29 protein-coding genes are annotated in these 16,550 nt (G+C 33.5%); 5 read left to right on the top strand and 24 right to left on the bottom strand.

Annotated features, from left to right (window positions below; genetic code table 11):
- Nucleotides 1-6: 6 nt before the first annotated feature.
- The 20 genes from FB551_RS19885 to FB551_RS19800 all read right to left on the bottom strand — a co-directional run bounded on the left by FB551_RS19885 (nucleotide 7) and on the right by FB551_RS19800 (nucleotide 10,970).
- Complete coding sequence (locus FB551_RS19885) at nucleotides 7-267, bottom strand: hypothetical protein (RefSeq protein WP_142018667.1); 261 nt, start codon at nucleotides 265-267, stop codon at nucleotides 7-9.
- A gap of 12 nt (nucleotides 268-279) precedes the next feature.
- On the bottom strand, nucleotides 280-708 hold the full coding sequence (locus FB551_RS19880) for a hypothetical protein (RefSeq protein ID WP_142018666.1): 429 nt from the start codon (nucleotides 706-708) through the stop codon (nucleotides 280-282).
- Entirely contained in the window at nucleotides 705-1,106 is a 402-nt protein-coding gene (locus FB551_RS19875) for a hypothetical protein (protein WP_142018665.1), read from the bottom strand. The genes FB551_RS19880 and FB551_RS19875 overlap by 4 nt, the downstream gene beginning before the upstream one ends.
- The gene (locus tag FB551_RS19870; protein WP_142018664.1) at nucleotides 1,103-1,783 is read right to left on the bottom strand and encodes a DNA cytosine methyltransferase; all 681 of its coding nucleotides are present in this window, start codon (nucleotides 1,781-1,783) and stop codon (nucleotides 1,103-1,105) included. The genes FB551_RS19875 and FB551_RS19870 overlap by 4 nt, the downstream gene beginning before the upstream one ends.
- Nucleotides 1,780-2,031, bottom strand: a complete 252-nt coding sequence (locus FB551_RS19865) for a hypothetical protein (protein ID WP_142018663.1) — start codon at nucleotides 2,029-2,031, stop codon at nucleotides 1,780-1,782. Before FB551_RS19865 ends, FB551_RS19870 begins: the two co-directional genes overlap by 4 nt.
- Nucleotides 2,028-2,318 (bottom strand): hypothetical protein, encoded by a 291-nt coding sequence (locus tag FB551_RS19860; RefSeq protein WP_142018662.1) that lies wholly within the window; start codon nucleotides 2,316-2,318, stop codon nucleotides 2,028-2,030. The genes FB551_RS19865 and FB551_RS19860 overlap by 4 nt, the downstream gene beginning before the upstream one ends.
- Before the next feature lie 119 nt (nucleotides 2,319-2,437).
- Nucleotides 2,438-2,854: a hypothetical protein gene (locus FB551_RS19855; RefSeq protein ID WP_142018661.1), complete on the bottom strand. Its 417-nt coding sequence runs from the start codon at nucleotides 2,852-2,854 to the stop codon at nucleotides 2,438-2,440.
- A complete protein-coding gene (locus tag FB551_RS19850) occupies nucleotides 2,851-3,168 on the bottom strand; it encodes a hypothetical protein (protein ID WP_142018660.1) in 318 nt (105 codons plus the stop codon). Before FB551_RS19850 ends, FB551_RS19855 begins: the two co-directional genes overlap by 4 nt.
- 293 nt (nucleotides 3,169-3,461) lie before the next feature.
- Nucleotides 3,462-4,403, bottom strand: a complete 942-nt coding sequence (locus FB551_RS19845; RefSeq protein ID WP_142018659.1) for a hypothetical protein — start codon at nucleotides 4,401-4,403, stop codon at nucleotides 3,462-3,464.
- Nucleotides 4,333-5,166 carry a DUF6291 domain-containing protein gene (locus tag FB551_RS19840; protein WP_142018658.1) on the bottom strand — a complete coding sequence of 278 codons (834 nt, stop codon included), beginning with the start codon at nucleotides 5,164-5,166 and terminating at the stop codon, nucleotides 4,333-4,335. Before FB551_RS19840 ends, FB551_RS19845 begins: the two co-directional genes overlap by 71 nt.
- A gap of 11 nt (nucleotides 5,167-5,177) precedes the next feature.
- Nucleotides 5,178-6,182, bottom strand: a complete 1,005-nt coding sequence (locus FB551_RS19835) for a nucleoid-associated protein (RefSeq protein ID WP_142018657.1) — start codon at nucleotides 6,180-6,182, stop codon at nucleotides 5,178-5,180.
- A 24-nt stretch (nucleotides 6,183-6,206) separates the two neighbouring features.
- Nucleotides 6,207-6,500, bottom strand: a complete 294-nt coding sequence (locus tag FB551_RS19830) for a DUF3127 domain-containing protein (protein ID WP_142018656.1) — start codon at nucleotides 6,498-6,500, stop codon at nucleotides 6,207-6,209.
- A gap of 15 nt (nucleotides 6,501-6,515) precedes the next feature.
- Nucleotides 6,516-6,725, bottom strand: a complete 210-nt coding sequence (locus tag FB551_RS19825; protein WP_142018655.1) for a hypothetical protein — start codon at nucleotides 6,723-6,725, stop codon at nucleotides 6,516-6,518.
- Between the two features lie 2 nt (nucleotides 6,726-6,727).
- Nucleotides 6,728-7,186, bottom strand: a complete 459-nt coding sequence (locus tag FB551_RS23565) for a hypothetical protein (protein ID WP_226798744.1) — start codon at nucleotides 7,184-7,186, stop codon at nucleotides 6,728-6,730.
- On the bottom strand, nucleotides 7,183-9,315 hold the full coding sequence (locus FB551_RS19815; RefSeq protein WP_142018654.1) for a DNA translocase FtsK: 2,133 nt from the start codon (nucleotides 9,313-9,315) through the stop codon (nucleotides 7,183-7,185). Before FB551_RS19815 ends, FB551_RS23565 begins: the two co-directional genes overlap by 4 nt.
- Nucleotides 9,312-9,908, bottom strand: a complete 597-nt coding sequence (locus FB551_RS19810) for a Rad52/Rad22 family DNA repair protein (RefSeq protein ID WP_142018653.1) — start codon at nucleotides 9,906-9,908, stop codon at nucleotides 9,312-9,314. Before FB551_RS19810 ends, FB551_RS19815 begins: the two co-directional genes overlap by 4 nt.
- 2 nt (nucleotides 9,909-9,910) lie before the next feature.
- Nucleotides 9,911-10,087, bottom strand: coding sequence for a hypothetical protein (locus FB551_RS23405; protein WP_167497902.1), 177 nt, complete (start codon nucleotides 10,085-10,087; stop codon nucleotides 9,911-9,913).
- 179 nt (nucleotides 10,088-10,266) lie between these two features.
- Nucleotides 10,267-10,530 carry a hypothetical protein gene (locus FB551_RS19805; RefSeq protein WP_226798743.1) on the bottom strand — a complete coding sequence of 88 codons (264 nt, stop codon included), beginning with the start codon at nucleotides 10,528-10,530 and terminating at the stop codon, nucleotides 10,267-10,269.
- Between the two features lie 49 nt (nucleotides 10,531-10,579).
- Nucleotides 10,580-10,756: a hypothetical protein gene (locus tag FB551_RS23400; RefSeq protein ID WP_167497901.1), complete on the bottom strand. Its 177-nt coding sequence runs from the start codon at nucleotides 10,754-10,756 to the stop codon at nucleotides 10,580-10,582.
- 4 nt (nucleotides 10,757-10,760) lie between these two features.
- Nucleotides 10,761-10,970, bottom strand: coding sequence for a hypothetical protein (locus FB551_RS19800; RefSeq protein ID WP_142018652.1), 210 nt, complete (start codon nucleotides 10,968-10,970; stop codon nucleotides 10,761-10,763).
- Nucleotides 10,971-11,216: 246 nt separating this feature from the next.
- On the opposite strand from FB551_RS19800, the gene FB551_RS19795 reads away from it, so the two are divergent.
- On the top strand, nucleotides 11,217-11,630 hold the full coding sequence (locus tag FB551_RS19795; RefSeq protein WP_142018651.1) for a helix-turn-helix domain-containing protein: 414 nt from the start codon (nucleotides 11,217-11,219) through the stop codon (nucleotides 11,628-11,630).
- Here the strand turns inward: FB551_RS19795 and FB551_RS19790 are convergent.
- Genes FB551_RS19790 through FB551_RS19780 form a run of 3 tightly spaced genes read right to left on the bottom strand, consistent with a single transcriptional unit; the run spans nucleotide 11,627 to nucleotide 12,627 of the window.
- Nucleotides 11,627-11,884 (bottom strand): hypothetical protein, encoded by a 258-nt coding sequence (locus FB551_RS19790; RefSeq protein ID WP_142018650.1) that lies wholly within the window; start codon nucleotides 11,882-11,884, stop codon nucleotides 11,627-11,629. The two genes, FB551_RS19795 and FB551_RS19790, sit on opposite strands and share 4 nt — an antisense overlap.
- Nucleotide 11,885: 1 nt before the next feature.
- Entirely contained in the window at nucleotides 11,886-12,386 is a 501-nt protein-coding gene (locus FB551_RS19785; protein ID WP_142018649.1) for a hypothetical protein, read from the bottom strand.
- Entirely contained in the window at nucleotides 12,346-12,627 is a 282-nt protein-coding gene (locus tag FB551_RS19780; RefSeq protein WP_142018648.1) for a hypothetical protein, read from the bottom strand. Before FB551_RS19780 ends, FB551_RS19785 begins: the two co-directional genes overlap by 41 nt.
- Nucleotides 12,628-12,864: 237 nt before the next feature.
- On the opposite strand from FB551_RS19780, the gene FB551_RS19775 reads away from it, so the two are divergent.
- From FB551_RS19775 to FB551_RS19760, 4 genes are all read left to right on the top strand, one after another.
- Nucleotides 12,865-13,113, top strand: a complete 249-nt coding sequence (locus FB551_RS19775) for a hypothetical protein (RefSeq protein WP_142018647.1) — start codon at nucleotides 12,865-12,867, stop codon at nucleotides 13,111-13,113.
- Between the two features lie 41 nt (nucleotides 13,114-13,154).
- A complete protein-coding gene (locus FB551_RS19770) occupies nucleotides 13,155-13,613 on the top strand; it encodes a hypothetical protein (RefSeq protein ID WP_142018646.1) in 459 nt (152 codons plus the stop codon).
- Between the two features lie 346 nt (nucleotides 13,614-13,959).
- Nucleotides 13,960-14,376 carry a hypothetical protein gene (locus FB551_RS19765; RefSeq protein ID WP_034696971.1) on the top strand — a complete coding sequence of 139 codons (417 nt, stop codon included), beginning with the start codon at nucleotides 13,960-13,962 and terminating at the stop codon, nucleotides 14,374-14,376.
- 398 nt (nucleotides 14,377-14,774) lie between these two features.
- Complete coding sequence (locus tag FB551_RS19760; RefSeq protein ID WP_167497900.1) at nucleotides 14,775-15,569, top strand: DUF2490 domain-containing protein; 795 nt, start codon at nucleotides 14,775-14,777, stop codon at nucleotides 15,567-15,569.
- Between the two features lie 122 nt (nucleotides 15,570-15,691).
- On the opposite strand, the gene FB551_RS19755 is transcribed toward FB551_RS19760, so the two are convergent.
- The gene (locus FB551_RS19755) at nucleotides 15,692-16,387 is read right to left on the bottom strand and encodes a hypothetical protein (RefSeq protein ID WP_142018644.1); all 696 of its coding nucleotides are present in this window, start codon (nucleotides 16,385-16,387) and stop codon (nucleotides 15,692-15,694) included.
- Between the last annotated feature and the right edge of the window lie 163 nt (nucleotides 16,388-16,550).

The following is a 16,550-nucleotide window of genomic DNA, read 5'->3' as shown; positions in this document are numbered from 1 at the left end:
CTTTGTTTACTCCTTCAGGCAGGTTGCTTTTGTTTTTAAAAGTTCTAAATCAGTATTTCCGGATGAAAGAAGCTTATACTGTTCGTTATTTAGAAGAAATAGCACAGGCGTAACTTTACCCATTTGAATATTGATCAAGTCTTTCATTGATGCTCCCATTGTTATATTAGCTCCTTGTTTTACGCTTTTGCCTTCTACGAAAGAGTCAGATCGGGCAATATCTAAGTTGTTTTCGGCCATGAAAGCCATTATTTCAAGTAAATTCATTTTATTGTTATTTTATTTTGTTAAAGTTGCTTTGTTGATAAACTGGTCTTCCTGTAATTGAAAGACATTCAAATGCCATTCTAAGAGCTTTATGATTAAATAGTATGGCAATTCAGTAACAAGAGTATTACCATCCAGTATGCTACTTAACATATGCTCAAATACGCCTCTGTGCACGCCAAAATTAGAGGCGTAATTCATAAGCCTTTCAGACGGTACAAACTTTTCCCCCTCATGCTCTATCTCCTTGGTTAAATAGGATAGATCGTAGAGAATAGGTTTTACAGTAAAATCCCAATAATTACCAACACTTGTTTCTAACGCTTCGTTATTGACTCCAATAACTGTTTCAACCCAATCTTCACCTTCATCGTCAGTTGAAATTTGTAACCCATACGGTAGATAAGCTGAGTAAATTTTTAATAGTTCTTCTTTATTCATTGTTTCGTTTTTAAAAGTGAGTGAAGGAATTTTATTAGTTCAGGGGATTGGTCTTTTAAATAGGGTTTTGATAAATTCCAGTGATTTATAATTTCTTTTGCGGTATGACTCCATATTAGTTCATGCATCATATTAATCCCGTCTTTCATGTCTGATTCTTTAAACCATTGTAAGACATCGTTAAGCATTGGTTCTTTGCCGATAATTGTATATTCATCTGAAAAAACCCAAGAATCCGTAAACCTGTCAAAAATCTGATCATTATAACACACGGCATACATTAGATCATCAATTTCAAATACTTTTTCAGAGCTTTCAATTATACACCCCTTACTCAATTCTTTCAGCCTCGGCAGCTTCTCCCGGATCTCCCGGGTTAGTTCTTCTAGTTCTTTCATAATGAATTGATATTTTCAAAAAGGCCACCAATACTCATTCTAATTTCATTTCCCACTGCAGCATCAAGTATCATTTTACCTGTTTCCGGATCTACACAGTTACGCAACATCTTAAGCTTTTTATTTGATTTTATTCCGTTTAAGTCAAATCCAAAATGAGGCTGCGTAACTTTTAAATTCACAATATCACCGGCATAATTTTTACGTTTTCTCTTAGTGTGTTGTGCGATGATAGATTGTATTTGCTTTGGTGGATTCTTTTTACTTGTCTCAGGAATTTTGAAATTCGCCCAAAATAAATGTCTGTGAATTTGCTGCGCTGGAATTAAAGGCGTGTAATAGGGAATTACATTTTCAACCACATATTTCCCCTTAAACCATGCTTGTAAGAATAATATCTCCTGATAAAGCCCTAAATCAGCATATCTTATCCTACTGAAGTTCTTGTTCATCCTGGAATGCGTCACACATGGAAATGAACTCCATATGAAATCAAACTCTGAAAAGTGATCTAAAAGATACTGATGAGCATCACCAACAATCATTTTATCTTTGGGGAAATAGCTTTTATAAACACTTGCAATTTCTGCATCTATTTCAACAGCAGTTATTTCATGTTCATCACTCCAAAGTTTTCTGTTTCCTCCTATTCCAGCATATAGATTAAGTATTTTCATTGAATTTTGTTTTCGGGATTAATGATTGAGGAAATATCGACTGGATGGCCTTTTTGAAATTCTGAATTACTGATTCTCTCCGCTATTCTCTTCTGCTGTTCCTCCTGTACGAGATTGCAGGCAGCGAAAATTTCTTCATCTATGTCAATGTCATTTTCTAAATGGAAGTTTTTTAAATGATTCCAATTTTCAAATTCCTGGCTCTTTGCATACTGATCAAAGATCTCTTGTTTCTCTTGGTGACTCATGATTGAACACTTTTTAAAATGTTGATGTTTTTTTGGAGTAACTCTATGTGTTTTTCTTCTGAATATCCACCTCTAATATCAGTGTAGCATCGGGTTAATGACCAGTGTCTTTTTTTATCTGAATCTTCGAATTTCACATAAACAAACATGAGACTATCTCCTGAGAAAATGCAATCACCTGTTGATTTGTAGTAAAATGAATTTGGATATTTTTCAACATCTGGAAGTGCTGATTTAATAATTAATTTATTTAGATATTTTTCTAATTCTTCTATTGAATTTTCCATTGTTATATTTTTAAAATTTGACGTAAATAGTGTGCGTTCGCTGTTTTTTACGAACTGTTTTTGCACTGAAAATTGTTGTTGTTTTTCCCGGAAAGAATACGGTCCGGGTTCCGTTTATTTTAGTAGTTAAATAGGTTTGCTTCCGGGAATTTTCCTGTTAAGCGATAATTTAAAATATCTACCCACGTTTTAGATCCTTGATATTTGTTGCCATTTTTATCAATAAACCAAATATTTTCATTTGCTTTAATAGCTAATTTTATTCCTTCTAAGTTTGTTGGTATTTCTCTATAGTCTTTATTAAAAGGAACTTCTTTGTGATAATAAATAGGCAATTCTGAATTATCCCATGCTGAAACTATTTCAAAATCTGTTTCTTTGTGAGTAAGATTATGATAGTATGAAACCACTCGCATTCCTTGTTTATGAAACAAATGTCCTAGATAAGGCCTTTGTCTTTCAAAATCAATATCTGTAATAAGAACCTTAAAACCTCCTTTAGTTTTATAAACACCACCTTCCTTTACATCAATCATGATTCTGTTTTTAGTTTGGTTAGTAAAGATTCTATTTTTTCAACTAATTCAATCTGATCCATTGATCCCGCGTAATTGTATAGACTATCCTTTGTTTCTTCCAACGCCTTCTTCATCTCATCCTCATAGTCTGGCCTTTCTTCTAGCCAGTATTCAGGTGTTTCTTTCCACCATTCCACATCAGCAGGATCTTCAGGATCAAAAGAGTAGAAACTTGCAAAATTAGATTCTGGATCAATCACAGCAATGTATTCTCCTTTTTCAGCTGGCAGCCTTTCGGATGGCTTTACTTCTACGTATTTTGTCTTTTGCATAACTTTATTTTTGATTTTGGTTTTATTTCTTCCGGAGCGCGGGCCTGGATAATCCAAGAACCGCCCGTACGGGTATCATTTTCCACGTAATTTATATTCATGGAGGCTTTACCTCTATTTAACCCATTCGCCCCGCAAATGAGGTCTAAAATTTGATTCTCGTCCAAAAGGACCATTGATATCTTCGGTTTCATTTTAATTTTTGTTTGTTATTGTAACTTCTTGACTTAAATTCCCGGTTTTTCTGATACATGGTTTTGAAGGAAGCCATACTTTCAGAATTTTTCACTTTATTATCTTCGGAGCGTGACCCCTTGAAGTTCGATGACATTGAACATTTCAAAAAACCTATCGTACATTCTATCTCCATATCTAGCTTTGTATTCGTCTAAAGTTGTTTTAATCGTTTCACCGTAATAATTTAGTGTGAGTATGGTTGGTGAACTTTTAACATATCTTTCGCTTAACACCTTTTTCATGATGTCTACGCTTCCATAATTTTTTGCCATGTCTTCTGACAATAAATCATCAAATGCGTTAAATCCCAGCTCGTATCTTTTGTAGAATAATGACAGGTGATAATCTCTATCAGTGTCTTTGCTGTGGCGATTGGCAGCTTCAAAATGTTTTACTACTTCATCGACTGAATTATATTTGAACCGCAAATCATATCTTCTCAAAAGCTGGCCCGTCCCTTCAATGTCTTTTACAATTAGAGGATTCTCTGAACCATACTTGAAAATTTCGTAAAAGGTCCTTAGTATTGCCGTTTTTCCTATTCCCGGTTCTCCAATTATTGCAATACCTTTATCAAAACTTGGAACGCTGATTTTGTTCAATAAAGGACTATTAAAAAAGGATCGTCTCTTAAGAAAATAGGCTATCAAGGTGTAAACAAGGGTTTCAGCTTCTCCATTATTTGCAGTTTCATCAAATTCTTTTTTGTTAACAAGAGGAAAGTTTACTTTGAATGTATTGTATAAACTCTCTGCTTTCATGGGCTTAAGCTCCGGTAATACTATTTCTTGTTTTTTAGGCAGAGAATCGATCATTTTATCAAAATCGTTTTCATACCTGATCAACAATTCTTTGTATTTCTGAGCAACAGGATGATCTGGATTATTTATCAACAAGTACTCTATTGCTCTGGTCAACAAAGGAGTTTCAACCTCTTGTGACTGACTGTCTAAGCCCTGTACCATTTGCTCTTGTTTTTGAGTTGTCTGATTGTCCATTGTTGTTTTTTTGTTTATTAACATACCACTCGTATTCAAATCCCTGCCATCCGTAAACCCTGCAGGCCTTAATTGCTTCTGAGAACTCGAAATTGTGCTTTTCACATTCCGTTACTACCAGATTAATTGCATCTTCAGTGAAAACTGCTCTTTTTTGTTTCCGTACCTCCATCCATTTTTCAGCATCTTCTTCATCTGCCCCCAATTCGATTAGCTTTTTTTTGAAATCATCTTTGGTGAAAATCTTTCTTTTTTTTTCCGGAACTTTTTTTTCTTTTTTAGAATCTGGAGGAATAACAAATAATTCTTCTGAAATTTCTTTTGTTATATTTTCTTCTTTTGATTCTTTTTTTAAAAGAATATCATTTACATTCTCATTTATATTTTCATTTACATTTATATTTTCATTAGGGGTTTTTTGGGTTTCATTTAAACCCAGTGGGTTTTCTGGGTTTTGTTCGCTTTCTTTGGGTTTTAATTTTTCCGACTGGGTTTTCTGGGTTTTTGGCGGTCTCCCTCCTTTTGATCCATTAACTCTATTCCTATTCACCACCTTTTCCTTATAGCCTTCTCGCATATTATCCAGCTGCTTCTTTACAAAATTCCAAGTAGGAGATACAATTGGATTGTCACATTCTTGATCTTTTCCGTATTCGTAATTTGTGAATAATTCCCAGAATACAATCTGATTTTCAGCAGACATAGGAGTGATTAAAAAAAGCCAGTCCTTTAGAAAAATTACACTATTATCCTTGTCTTTCATCGTTTGGTTTTTTACTGTTCTTTCTGGAAATAAAGCTGGTAGAATTTCCCTTTTTCGTCTTCTCCCTGTTCAAGTAATTTTTTATCTCCGTGGATATGGATTTGAAAATTTTTGTCAAGTTTGATAACTGATTTAAAATGACGTTTTACCTTTTTCACTGCTGCAGTATTGATTTCAAATTCTTCTGATATATTGGCCTGCATATTATGTTCGTAATCGGTCTTGAATTCGGCAAAACTTTCAATAACTGATTCATCAGAAAATATCTCGTTCGTAAATTCATCAAAATCAAATTGTTCTTTTTCCATGAAGTATGTAAGGGAACTTTTCAGGAAATTAACCTGGTCAACTTTTGTTACTTCATATTCCTGGGGAAGTTGTTTTGTTATGTAGTCCTTGAAGACCATTAACAGCTCGTTTGTGTGAAAATAATCATCCTCCCTTTGTTTGATGTGAAGGAAGTCTTCAAACCAGTAATACACGTCTCCGTTTTTGTTGTTGTCAACAGCTGAAATAACATACCCAGTTTCTTTTCCTGTATTGTAAATAAGTGCTGCCTTATCTATTTTATTAAGGCTTACACCTTGATCTTTTTCAATTTCCAGAACATCATTAGCATAAGAGAATTTTAAAATTGATTCTCTTTTTTCAGTCTTGAAAATGCCTATCTGATTGTTTTCCGGTTTTTCACTTTCAAAAAGAACTACAAACAATTCACCCCCAGCAATACGTGGGTTTTCAGCTGCATCAAAGAGTGTTTTAGCTATTGACTCCGATTCAAACAAGAAGGTTTCCGGATTTTCAAAAATTGCAGAAACTGATCTGTAAACGTCATTGTTTGATAAATACGAATCGCTGTAGAACTGATATGTTTCATCTGATTTAAATGAACTTAAAAATAAGTCTTTTAACTCTTCTGTAGTCTGCTCATTTAATTGCAATTCTCTTTGGGAAAGAAGCATTCCTTCACCGTTTATTTTATTTCCTATTCTATGTGTAATAACTTTCATTTTGATTGATTCTTGATGGTTTAAAATTTGTTAGCTGGCTGAATTCGCTAAATCCTTGTGTGTTATTTTCCATGCTGAAAGAGAATTGAAAAATTTTGATTCACCACTTGGATTAATCCATTCTCGGCCCTTTATATTTATTCCCACTCTCACTTGATCTCCCGGCTTAAAGTGATCCAAAAGATCAACCCTGTCAGCGGTTATCTCTATCAGTAGCGGTTGTGGATATTGTTCCTCTGTAACTAATACAAATTCTCTCTTCTGGAAATTATTTCCGAATGTTTGTGTTTCAGAAATTTCTCTTATTGTTCCTGTTAATTCCATGTCTTTAAACTTGTTTTACTTCAGTTCGTAACTTTTTCCGGATTCCTTTAATTCTCTCGTTCCTACCGATAAATCAAATAGCTTTTCACCTACAACATCAACACCTTTGAAAACAATTTTCTGCGCCCAAAAACCCTTCATTCTAACTTTATTTTGACCTTTATAGGAATATGTAAAACCATTGATAATTATCTGCTGGTCTATTTTTAATTCATTTACTTTCATGATTATCTTTTGATTATTTTTTTCTTTCCAGAAATTTTACTGAGCTGATATTTTTCAGATAAATCTGAGTTTTTTTCTAATTCTAAGTTGTGGAAATTGCAACAGGGTTTCCAGGTAGAAGTATCAAGGTAATTTTTGCCCCATCTTCCGGCTGTATGTTCTACTGTATCGGCTCTATTATTACATCCTTCAATAAAACATCTTTGATTTCCCGGCTGTGCTAAAAACTGAAGGCGCTTGATCAGATATTCCCGGTTTTCTTTCTTTCTTCTGACTGAAAATTTAGGAATTGGTGTTCTAGGAGCTTTTTCCTTATCCTTATTTTTTTCAGCATTGACTTTTGATCGATGTAATTTGTAATGAAAACTATTACATCGCCCTGCTGTTATTGGTTGGTCCGGTGTTCCCGGAGGACAATCACAACATTGTCCTATTTTTGGCTTAATAGTACTGTTTGTCATGCTGTTTGTACTTGTGGTTTCCAGAAGGATTGAAATCTTATTAAATCAGGACTATCCGGGGTTTTCAATAGTCCGTCCCCCATACCTGCCAGTGTTTCTGCTCCTGCATCATCAATCACCACCCGGCTGTCAATTTCCTTTGGAACTCTGAAGCAAATCATAAGGGAGTAATTAACTTTAGCGTCTCCGGTGATAATTTTTGTAGAAGCTCTTTGTGTTGCATCAATTCCTCTAAATCCAACTGATCGGCCTTTCTGCTTGATGATTCGCATGTTTTCCTCTAAACTCTTAAGTTCACCCGTTTTTTGTCTTTGCATTTTAGGAGGACCGGCAACAGGGAATCCAAATGCATCTTTAGTAGGTCGATAATTTCCAACCTGAACCATACTATAAATGTCAAGGTCTTTGCCTTTTCTGGACGCAGCAATAGCATCAGCGAATTCATCAAACACAATAAGAATTTTCTTTTTCTTTCCGGCTTTGATAAGGGAATTCATTTCTCTGACTAAGCTTTCAACCTTGTTTTCAATTGCTAAAATTTCATTGTAAACTTCTATTTTATCGTCTGATGAATAATCCATGAACTCAAATTTTGGATCAAGAATTATAATTTGTTCCACTTCAGGAATCAATCTTGCATATTCAACGATGCTTATTAACTCAACCGATTTTCCAGAACCAGCAGCACCGCACGCTAACACAAATGGAGTAGACTGATTATCTAAATCCCAGTAAAGCGTTCTTTCAAAATTGTCTTTACCAATAGGTATTTTCTGGCCCTGCAATTCAGATTCGGACCAAATTAAATCTCTATCTCTTTTTTTAGCTGTTTCAACCTGCAGATAAGATTTACCTTCGTAGACTTTCAGATCCTTTGGGATTCTGACATTGGGAACATTTAGAGCGTTCGCAATATCAAGTTTATGTCCTTGGATTGATGCTATTTTAGTTCCGGCGGAAACTTCCAGAAGGAAAGTGTTTGAGGAATATCCATTGAAGGTGTGAGCCACCTGCGTATGAATTCCGAATGTTTTTAATATATGTTCTACTTTTTGTTGTGGTTCCATGTCTAAAGTGCTTAAATCGTATTTAATAAAGGATGCAGCGTTTGATTTGAACTTCTTGATTATTTTTGGAGAAATTGTTGTGGTTGATGAGTCTCGTATTTTTCTCAGTCTCTTTTTAACCATTTCTTTGTTAACCTCCGTTTCATCAATATCAAATTCATCAATTTCACACATTCGTGTCTTTGCCCAGAAATCATATAATTCTGCCTTATCAACTAAGTTATCTTTGTCATTAATCAGGTAAACATAATCCGGATTTGAAACAGCTTCTATAAGCCTCTTTAAATTTTCGTAAAGCAAATCTTCGTACAATGCTCTTGTATCTCGATCTAAAGCGACCATGAACATGTTTAATTGATTCTCTCCGGATCTATTTTTAGAATATTTATTCTCGCAAAACCAAACTTCATCAACTGCTAATCCGGAATAAGATTCAAATGCTTTTACATAGGTTATTCCTTGTTTACCTATTGTGAGTCTTAAGTCTTCTTCTGAAGAAAAGGCACTCTTACTTTTATGGTCGATTACTACTATCTTACCCTCATGTGTTTCAATTACTAAGTCAATAATCGTATTAAAAGGAAGAGGAATATCAACGCCATTTATTGTTAGAAAACTTGTGTTAGAAATTTCAACATCTAAAACTTTTGCAATGTGATCTTCATAAATTGATTTTTCCGAGTAGAAGTTTCCTAATAATGCTGTTGTAGTTTTAACCGTCTTAATTTTGGTTTCTGCTATTGTTGGTGTTGTTTTCTGAAGCTTCCATTTATTAGCAGGAACATTATCTATGTAATCAAACGCAATACTTTCAAGTTCAGGCAGACTTAATACATATCCATCTTTTTTTGCTTTAAAATATTGACTTAATGCCTCATGATACGCATTGCCAGAAATACCAGAAGCCGATGATTTACTATGATATCCATAAATATTCATCATTTCAAATGCCTTTTCATTTCTGGAAAACAAGGCAGCTTTTGAGTAGGAAACAGATTTTATAATGAAATTACTGAAGTGTTCCTCCAATTGATCTTGGGTATATGATTTATAAATACTCATGGCATGATGATTTTAGGTTCTGATTTTTTACGTCTCTGCTTTTTCTCTTCAGGCTTAACAGTAGCATTGTAAATTGTTCTCGGTAAAACATTTTTATCAAAAATCAATTCTGATTTACTCGAAGCAATTCTTTTGCATTCTGCCAAAATCTGATCACCTTTTAAAATATTTCCTGCTTCATCACATGGCGCCGGATATCCATTATCCATTTTACATTTTATCGTTATTTCACCAAGTTCATACGCTTCTTTATTAATACCCCAATGAACTGCAGCACGCTTAACGCTATCTGAAGTTTCTCCTTTTGACGGGTCCGCAAAAGTTTCAGTTCCAGAATCTCCTTTCCAAATCCATTCATCACCAATCTTGATTCCTATCTTACAAAACTGTTTCCCCTTGCATTCAAAATAATCTTCCTGCCAATTTTCAGGTCTAACCACCTGATCAAGCCTTTCATAAACCTGTCTTGCATCTATATACCCAACAATTACCATATGAGTTGGATTTACATTATCCGGAAGGAGGCTTTTTACTCTCCATTTCAATTTAAATGGCTCTTTTAATCTATACAATTGATTTCTTTCTACTCCCATCTTTACATAAATTTTTTGATTACTTTTTCCATATCTTCATTTTCAATCAATCCTCCCATTTTGGCAAACCACTGTTGAAATTCTACTGCATCATTAATTTCTCTTGCGTGGGGTAGATTATCTTTTTTGTTTTCGTTAACCATTTTCTTCCAACTTCTTTTTCTATGTATTTTTTTCATGGCTTATAGGTGTTTTTAAGTAGTGAAGAAATTCTTTGTGATAGTATCTGAAGAACCCAAAGAATACGTAGATAAAAAGAGGGAAAACAAATACAGTTAAATCCGGATTGTCTGAGCACAAGAACACATATATTGTGTTGGCGGCCAGAATTAAGTTTAGTGCTGATTTCATGGCGTTATTAGATTAGGTTAAAGTATTTAGCCTCCTCAGGTTTTAGCATTGGCTTTATCACCTCGATATCACTCGGAGACAATTCAGATAATTTTTTCTTCAAGGCTTTTTCCAAGCCATTCCAGAACTTCCAAGAGTTCATGTCATCCATTCTTTGATAATCCGTATCCATCGCATTGATGTTTCTGGCTATCTTCTCAGCTCGTTGCTGTGAAATTTTTTGCCCTTGTGTTTGGTTCATAGGGTTCATTTGTCTTACATTTGTTCTCATAATTCAAAACTTTTGATTTTAAGGCCATCTGTTGCAGCAGGTGGCTTTTTTATATTTTGCCCTTAGCAATTTGCTTATCTAAATAATCTGAATAAAACTTCCGCATTCCTTTAGCTGATTTCTTTTTTTCGTCCACTCCCTCAAGTGTTCGTTTACATAATTTTACTTTTTCTTCATCCGGAAGCTTATTCAGATATTCTTTTGCTATTTGGTAGTCTAGATTCATGATTTTAATTTGTGTAAATTTCTTTTTTAGAGAATCCTTTTGACTTATAGTAATCAACAGCTAATGCATCTCTCAACCTTACCGACTTTCCTTTTCTATGGTTATCAACTAAGTTCTGAATTTGCCGTTCTGATAAGTCTATCTTACTCGCCAGCTCTAACCTGAAAACCTTATCGGTTTCTATCTTCTGTAGAATCAATTCTGAAATATTCATATATTTGCGTATTAATTATCGTAATTGCTTGTACAAATATACAACCTTTTTGGTTGTTTGCAAATATTTCTACAACTTTTTTAGTTGTTTAAATGTAATGTATTGTTTTTCAGGTATTTAAATTTATTGTAAATAATTTATGGAAAATAAAACCGTAAAATCCCTGAATTTTACAAAGCTTATATACAGTACATTTGCAGCCATAATTTAAAACAATAAGCTATAAACGCCTTTATTAACAGACAAATGGACGACAAAAACAAAAACAACCTTATCAGTTGTTATCTTAAGGATTTTTTTAAAGAAAAAAGTATTTCTCAGAAAGAAATTCAAGAAAGTTTAAATGTTTCACAACAATACGTTTCTAGTATATTAAATGGAAAAAAAAGTATTGGAAAAAAATTGGCTGAAAAATTATTCGAGCTATATGGTGTTGACAAAACAATATTACTGACAGGCGAAGTACCAAATATTGCCAAAAAAGAACTTTTGGGAAAAAATTTAGATGTCCCAGTTGAATTTGTAAAGTTACTACAAGAGCAGCAAATAGCTTTTAATGCTATTCAAACTATACAAGATCGTAAAATTGAAATTTTGACTAAAAATATAGAAAGTTTGAAAAAAGAACTTTCAGAATTGAAAAGCTTAATTAATAATTAATTCTTTGCAATTTTATAATTAATAACAGTACTAAATGCGTTTTTCTTTTTAATCAACATATATCCTATACGGCTGGATATTGATTGAATATCATAAAACGTTAGATCGAATCTTTGGTTTATTTCATTTCTAATCTGATCTGATCTTTTGATATAATCGCTTTCGGTAAGATCACCATTTTTATAATCTTCCCATAATCTATCGCTAATAGAAACTAGGATCATTAGCTTTTCAGAATTATCTAAAATGCTCATGTTATTTTCTATTTTTAATTATTTCTGAGTAACGATCTAATGTCTTATTTAAATACTCGTTTTTTGTTTCTATATCTTTATAATACTTACTTATGATGTAGAACAAAAATGTTGCAACCGCACAGATTACAAACAAAAGTATCTGGGTAATAATATAAGATTTCTTTTTTTCAATGAAAATGAAATTTACCGTAAGAAAAAGCTGTATGTATACGGAAATGAATACAGCAAAATAACTATTTTTATGCGCTCCAAGCCTTGCGCCTATTGCTATAAAAAGATAGCTAAAAGGAACTGACAGGAAAAATATAGCACTATCCAAGTCAAGCTTTTTAACTCCTGGAGCATCTATTAAAAGAATTGATTCTGTTTTAAATAAACTATTAAGAATATTATTCAGGAATGGCATAATAGAAGACAACAGAACTAATCCCGTTGCCTTCACTTGTGCATTAGTAGCCCTACCAGGGTTTATCTGGTTTGGTTGGATCGATTGTTTCATCCGGATCTTCTGGGGGTAAGCCCAAGCCTACATCGTTGTTACTTCTAACCCTAATAGTATCATTTGTTAGAGTTGAATCACCTTCACGACTTTGTTGGCTCGGCTGGTTTAACTTTAAGTTTTGGTTACTAGCTTTGACCTTTTCAATTGCATCCTTTCTTACATCCTCATCACGGTCGTTTGAACATGAATAAAGTAAAACTGCAGCTGCGGCAGCTAAAATAATTAATTTTGTCTTCATAGATAACTGTTTTTTAATTCTTTGCAAAAATAACAATTATAAAACGACGCTTATTATCATTTACCACTTTTTCATGATCAGCTAATATAATATTTTATTTAACACACCAAACATAGTGTTATAAATATTTTCAAATATTATAATTATTCTTGATATTACATTACGGGTTTCCGTAAAATGTGAATATTTTTTAATTTTTATATTTGTAATAAATTTAATCATGAAAACTAAATGCAAATGACTCAAGATTACGAAAAACTAAAAAAATTCAATACTGAAGTTTCTAAAATGATTGCCGAAGGCTATACTATAGTTGATAAGAACGATAATACAAGAATGTGTGTAATGGAGAAGAAAAACAAAATCAATCACGGTCTGCATATTGTTTTGTCAGTACTGACTGCCGGATTTTGGCTTATAATATACGCGTTAATATTACTCACTAGCAGTAGTAAGCCTAAAACTATTACTATTTTAGTTCAGTAACATAATCTAAATGTAAATTAATTAACTCATAAAAATATAATATGAAAAAAATATTTATTTTATGGATAGCGTTATGCTTGTTGACATTTAATTCATGTTCAAGCAATGATAACGAAAACACTGAAACTCCTATAGTTACTAACAAAAATATACCTGCTGAATTAATTGGCTCATGGAAAATAAATCACATTTTCGAAGCGAGTGACCCCAATTATGATTGTGGAAATTTTTTTGGCGCGTATGTTAAGGTTAAAACAGACAATACTATTGAATATTATGATGGAAATAAAAATTATGACAAAAAACACATAATGCCTGTAGAGCAAGTTTCAGGAACATTATTAGAAAATGGAACCCAAATAATTATGTCCGCTTATCAAGGCAAACAGCAAATTATTTGTAAAAAATCATCAAAATATACCGGTGAAGTTGAATTCAAAATATTGTATCCAAGCGAATCACCTTATACAAATATGATCCTTTCAGGAATAAAACAATAAAGCCATAACTGAGACTATTTCATTTCCATTTTTCTATATTTGCACTCCGAACATTTGAGTAAAATGAGTAAGAAATGAGTAAATAATACCTATTTTTTACGTGTTTTGAATTTGTAACTTATTGATTATCAATTACGATATTTTGCATCACGGAATCCCTTCCTCTCTGCAAGAAACAAAAGCCTGTGCGAATGATTAGCACAGGCTTTTTTGTGATTAAGATTTTGATACCTTTTCTCATAGGTATTTATACTCACTCTAATAATTGGTAATTTATACGCTACAGTATATTTGTTATTCTCCGTTACTTTGATACACAATCTAACAAACTAAAAACCAAACCAATATGACATCAACAAGTGTAAATGCAAATTCTTCAGGTCAGTTAGTACTTGGAAACGGAGCACAATTCTGGGTGTATCTTTCACCACAAAATGATACCTCAAAAATGATTTCTACGTGGCGTGTAACTTTTTCACAGGGAGACTGGAGTGATTTCATCTCAAGTGAGAATCCTACAAAACAGATTCAGACCCCTAATCTTTCGGGAATCTTCGAAATTAAAGTAGAATTATTAAGCGGATCTACCGGTACATGGCGTCAGATTCCACCTCAGGCTGGAAGCCATAATGAAATAGGCTGTAATTCCAACTGCGCTTCAATGGTAGGAATTGTTGCGGACAGTACAAATCCTCCTATCGGAGCTATCAATGCCCATTTCTGGACCACATGGGATGCTATGTGCGGAGTAAGACAGAACTAGTATGTAAATAAAACAGTCCTTAAAACTAAATAGCCACAGTATGTATATATTGTGGCTATTTATTATATACCATAAAATCAAATCATTACATCATTAATATATAAATACACAGTCACTTTTCCACAAACTATTAACAAGTTATCCATATTTTATCCACAATTATAAATTTAAACTTTTCCTCTTAGAAGGTTTTGTTCCTAATTCTATCCTAAATCAGGTCTTTACTTTGTCTTGTTTTTAAACAGTATTAAAAGATTTTGAATAAACATTCTATGGACAAAGCCTCTAATTTTGCTATCACGAAAGATTCTCTCTGCGTATCAACAGTATTCTCATCTGTCTTATGGTTTCGCAGGTATTTAAAATTAACCCTAAAACAGGTATCCACATTATTGAGCATGAAGAAATTTTTTGCAGGATTATTTTTACTGGGATGTATAGGAACATCGATTAAAGCACAGATCAGTCCGCCTGGATTGGGAGATGCCAACAATGCGTTCTGGGGAGCCTTCGGAGTGAAGCGACAACTTGATTCTTTGGGCAAAAAACAGGCATTGAGCTATGTCGCAATCGGGAGAAAAAGCAGTCCGGATGACCATAACCTGTTTTCGAAGCAAGCGATCATTGTTTTAAATCATGAAGTTTATCATTCCTTTGCTCCACACCAGCAGTATAGTTATGCATTAAGTTACCGACGTCAGCCACAGTATGAAAGCACAGCTCCTTATGATAAGGAAAGTACAGAACAGGAATTCAGAATTTACGGAAGATATGCCTATACTTTTGATCTTGGCAGAAAATGGAAACTTAAAAGCACCATACGTCAGGAATTCAGGAAGTTTTTTGATGCAGACTTTCACAAGGTGGAAGAGGATTTTCAGTTGAGAACACGGATCAAGAGTCAGCTAGCCTATAATTTATCTCCAAAAAACAATCAGAAACTGGCCCTGAGTGCAGAAGCCCTGTTTTCTATAAGCCATCTCAACGAACCGGATTCTGAATGGAGTTCATTTGGATATCGTGAAATGCGTATTTCGGCGTATTATATGTTTACAATTCCCAATTCTCCTTTTACTGTAGATATAGGATATATGGATGATCTGATCAGAGACAGCAAAAGTATTCATCATGGAGGTGTTCATTATCTGGCAGCAGATCTGGTATGGAATATTCCTTATAAAAAAAGCAAATAATACACGTGAGCAAGTATTCATCCAAATACAATACAAAATCCCGATCATTACTGACCGGGATTTTTGGTTGAAAACATAAGTTTTCCGCAATATAATTAAGTATGAATGTTTGGTGTAAAATTTTAATTGCACAAAGTCAGAAACTGACGGCTCAACTGCACGTTGAATTTTGCTTCCGCTCTTGAGCGTGCATAAATGGTCTGTTTAAAAGCATGCACAGTTTTTAATTTCTGATCTATAAATTCTGCAATCTGAACAACAGAAAAAAGAAAGTCTCTGTATACTGCCATATTAACGGTCTGGCCATAATACGGAAGATAAGCTTTTAAAAAAGGTATTGCTTTCTGATGACGATTGTAGCTGATACAATACCCTACTCCTTCCATTGAAGTAATAATGCTGTAATTATTAATATAGTCCTGAATATTTTTACTTCCGTCCAGAGCATGAGTATTTTTTGAACAGAATTTATTGATCTTATCCAGAATATGCTGGGCATACTCCATCATGGAAATATTCTTAAATTCAAATACCTGATTCATTCCGTTGGATGGGGAAATTCCGTTTTCACTGTCAATACAGAAAGAGATTCCTATTTTTTCATGATAAGGGAAAAAGCAGTCTTTCACTTCAATGGAGGCATCCGGCTTTAGCATGTCATCTGCAAAATTATAATACACATACGGCCTGTAAAGCTCAGCAAGCGCTTCCAGATAATCTGTTTCGCTGGTATTATGATATTCTTCAAACCATTTTTCAAGGTTATCGTAATAATTGCTTTCAAAGTCGTTAAAGTTTAAGTAAAATGGCAATTCCATAGCTCTGTAATTTTGATATGACAAAGCTATATACGTAATGCGACAAAACTTGACGCAATATATTTTTTGTGAAAAAGATTTGAAAGGTTGTTAAGTCAATAGTCAATCATTATTAACGCTAAGATTCGCAAGGTTTGTTGGATAACGTTTTATATTTTGTTCG

The organism is Chryseobacterium aquifrigidense (assembly GCF_006716485.1).
Lineage (GTDB): Bacteria > Bacteroidota > Bacteroidia > Flavobacteriales > Weeksellaceae > Chryseobacterium > Chryseobacterium vietnamense.
Note: the sequence above shows the minus strand (reverse complement) of the source record. Positions and strands in the feature narration are given on the sequence as shown.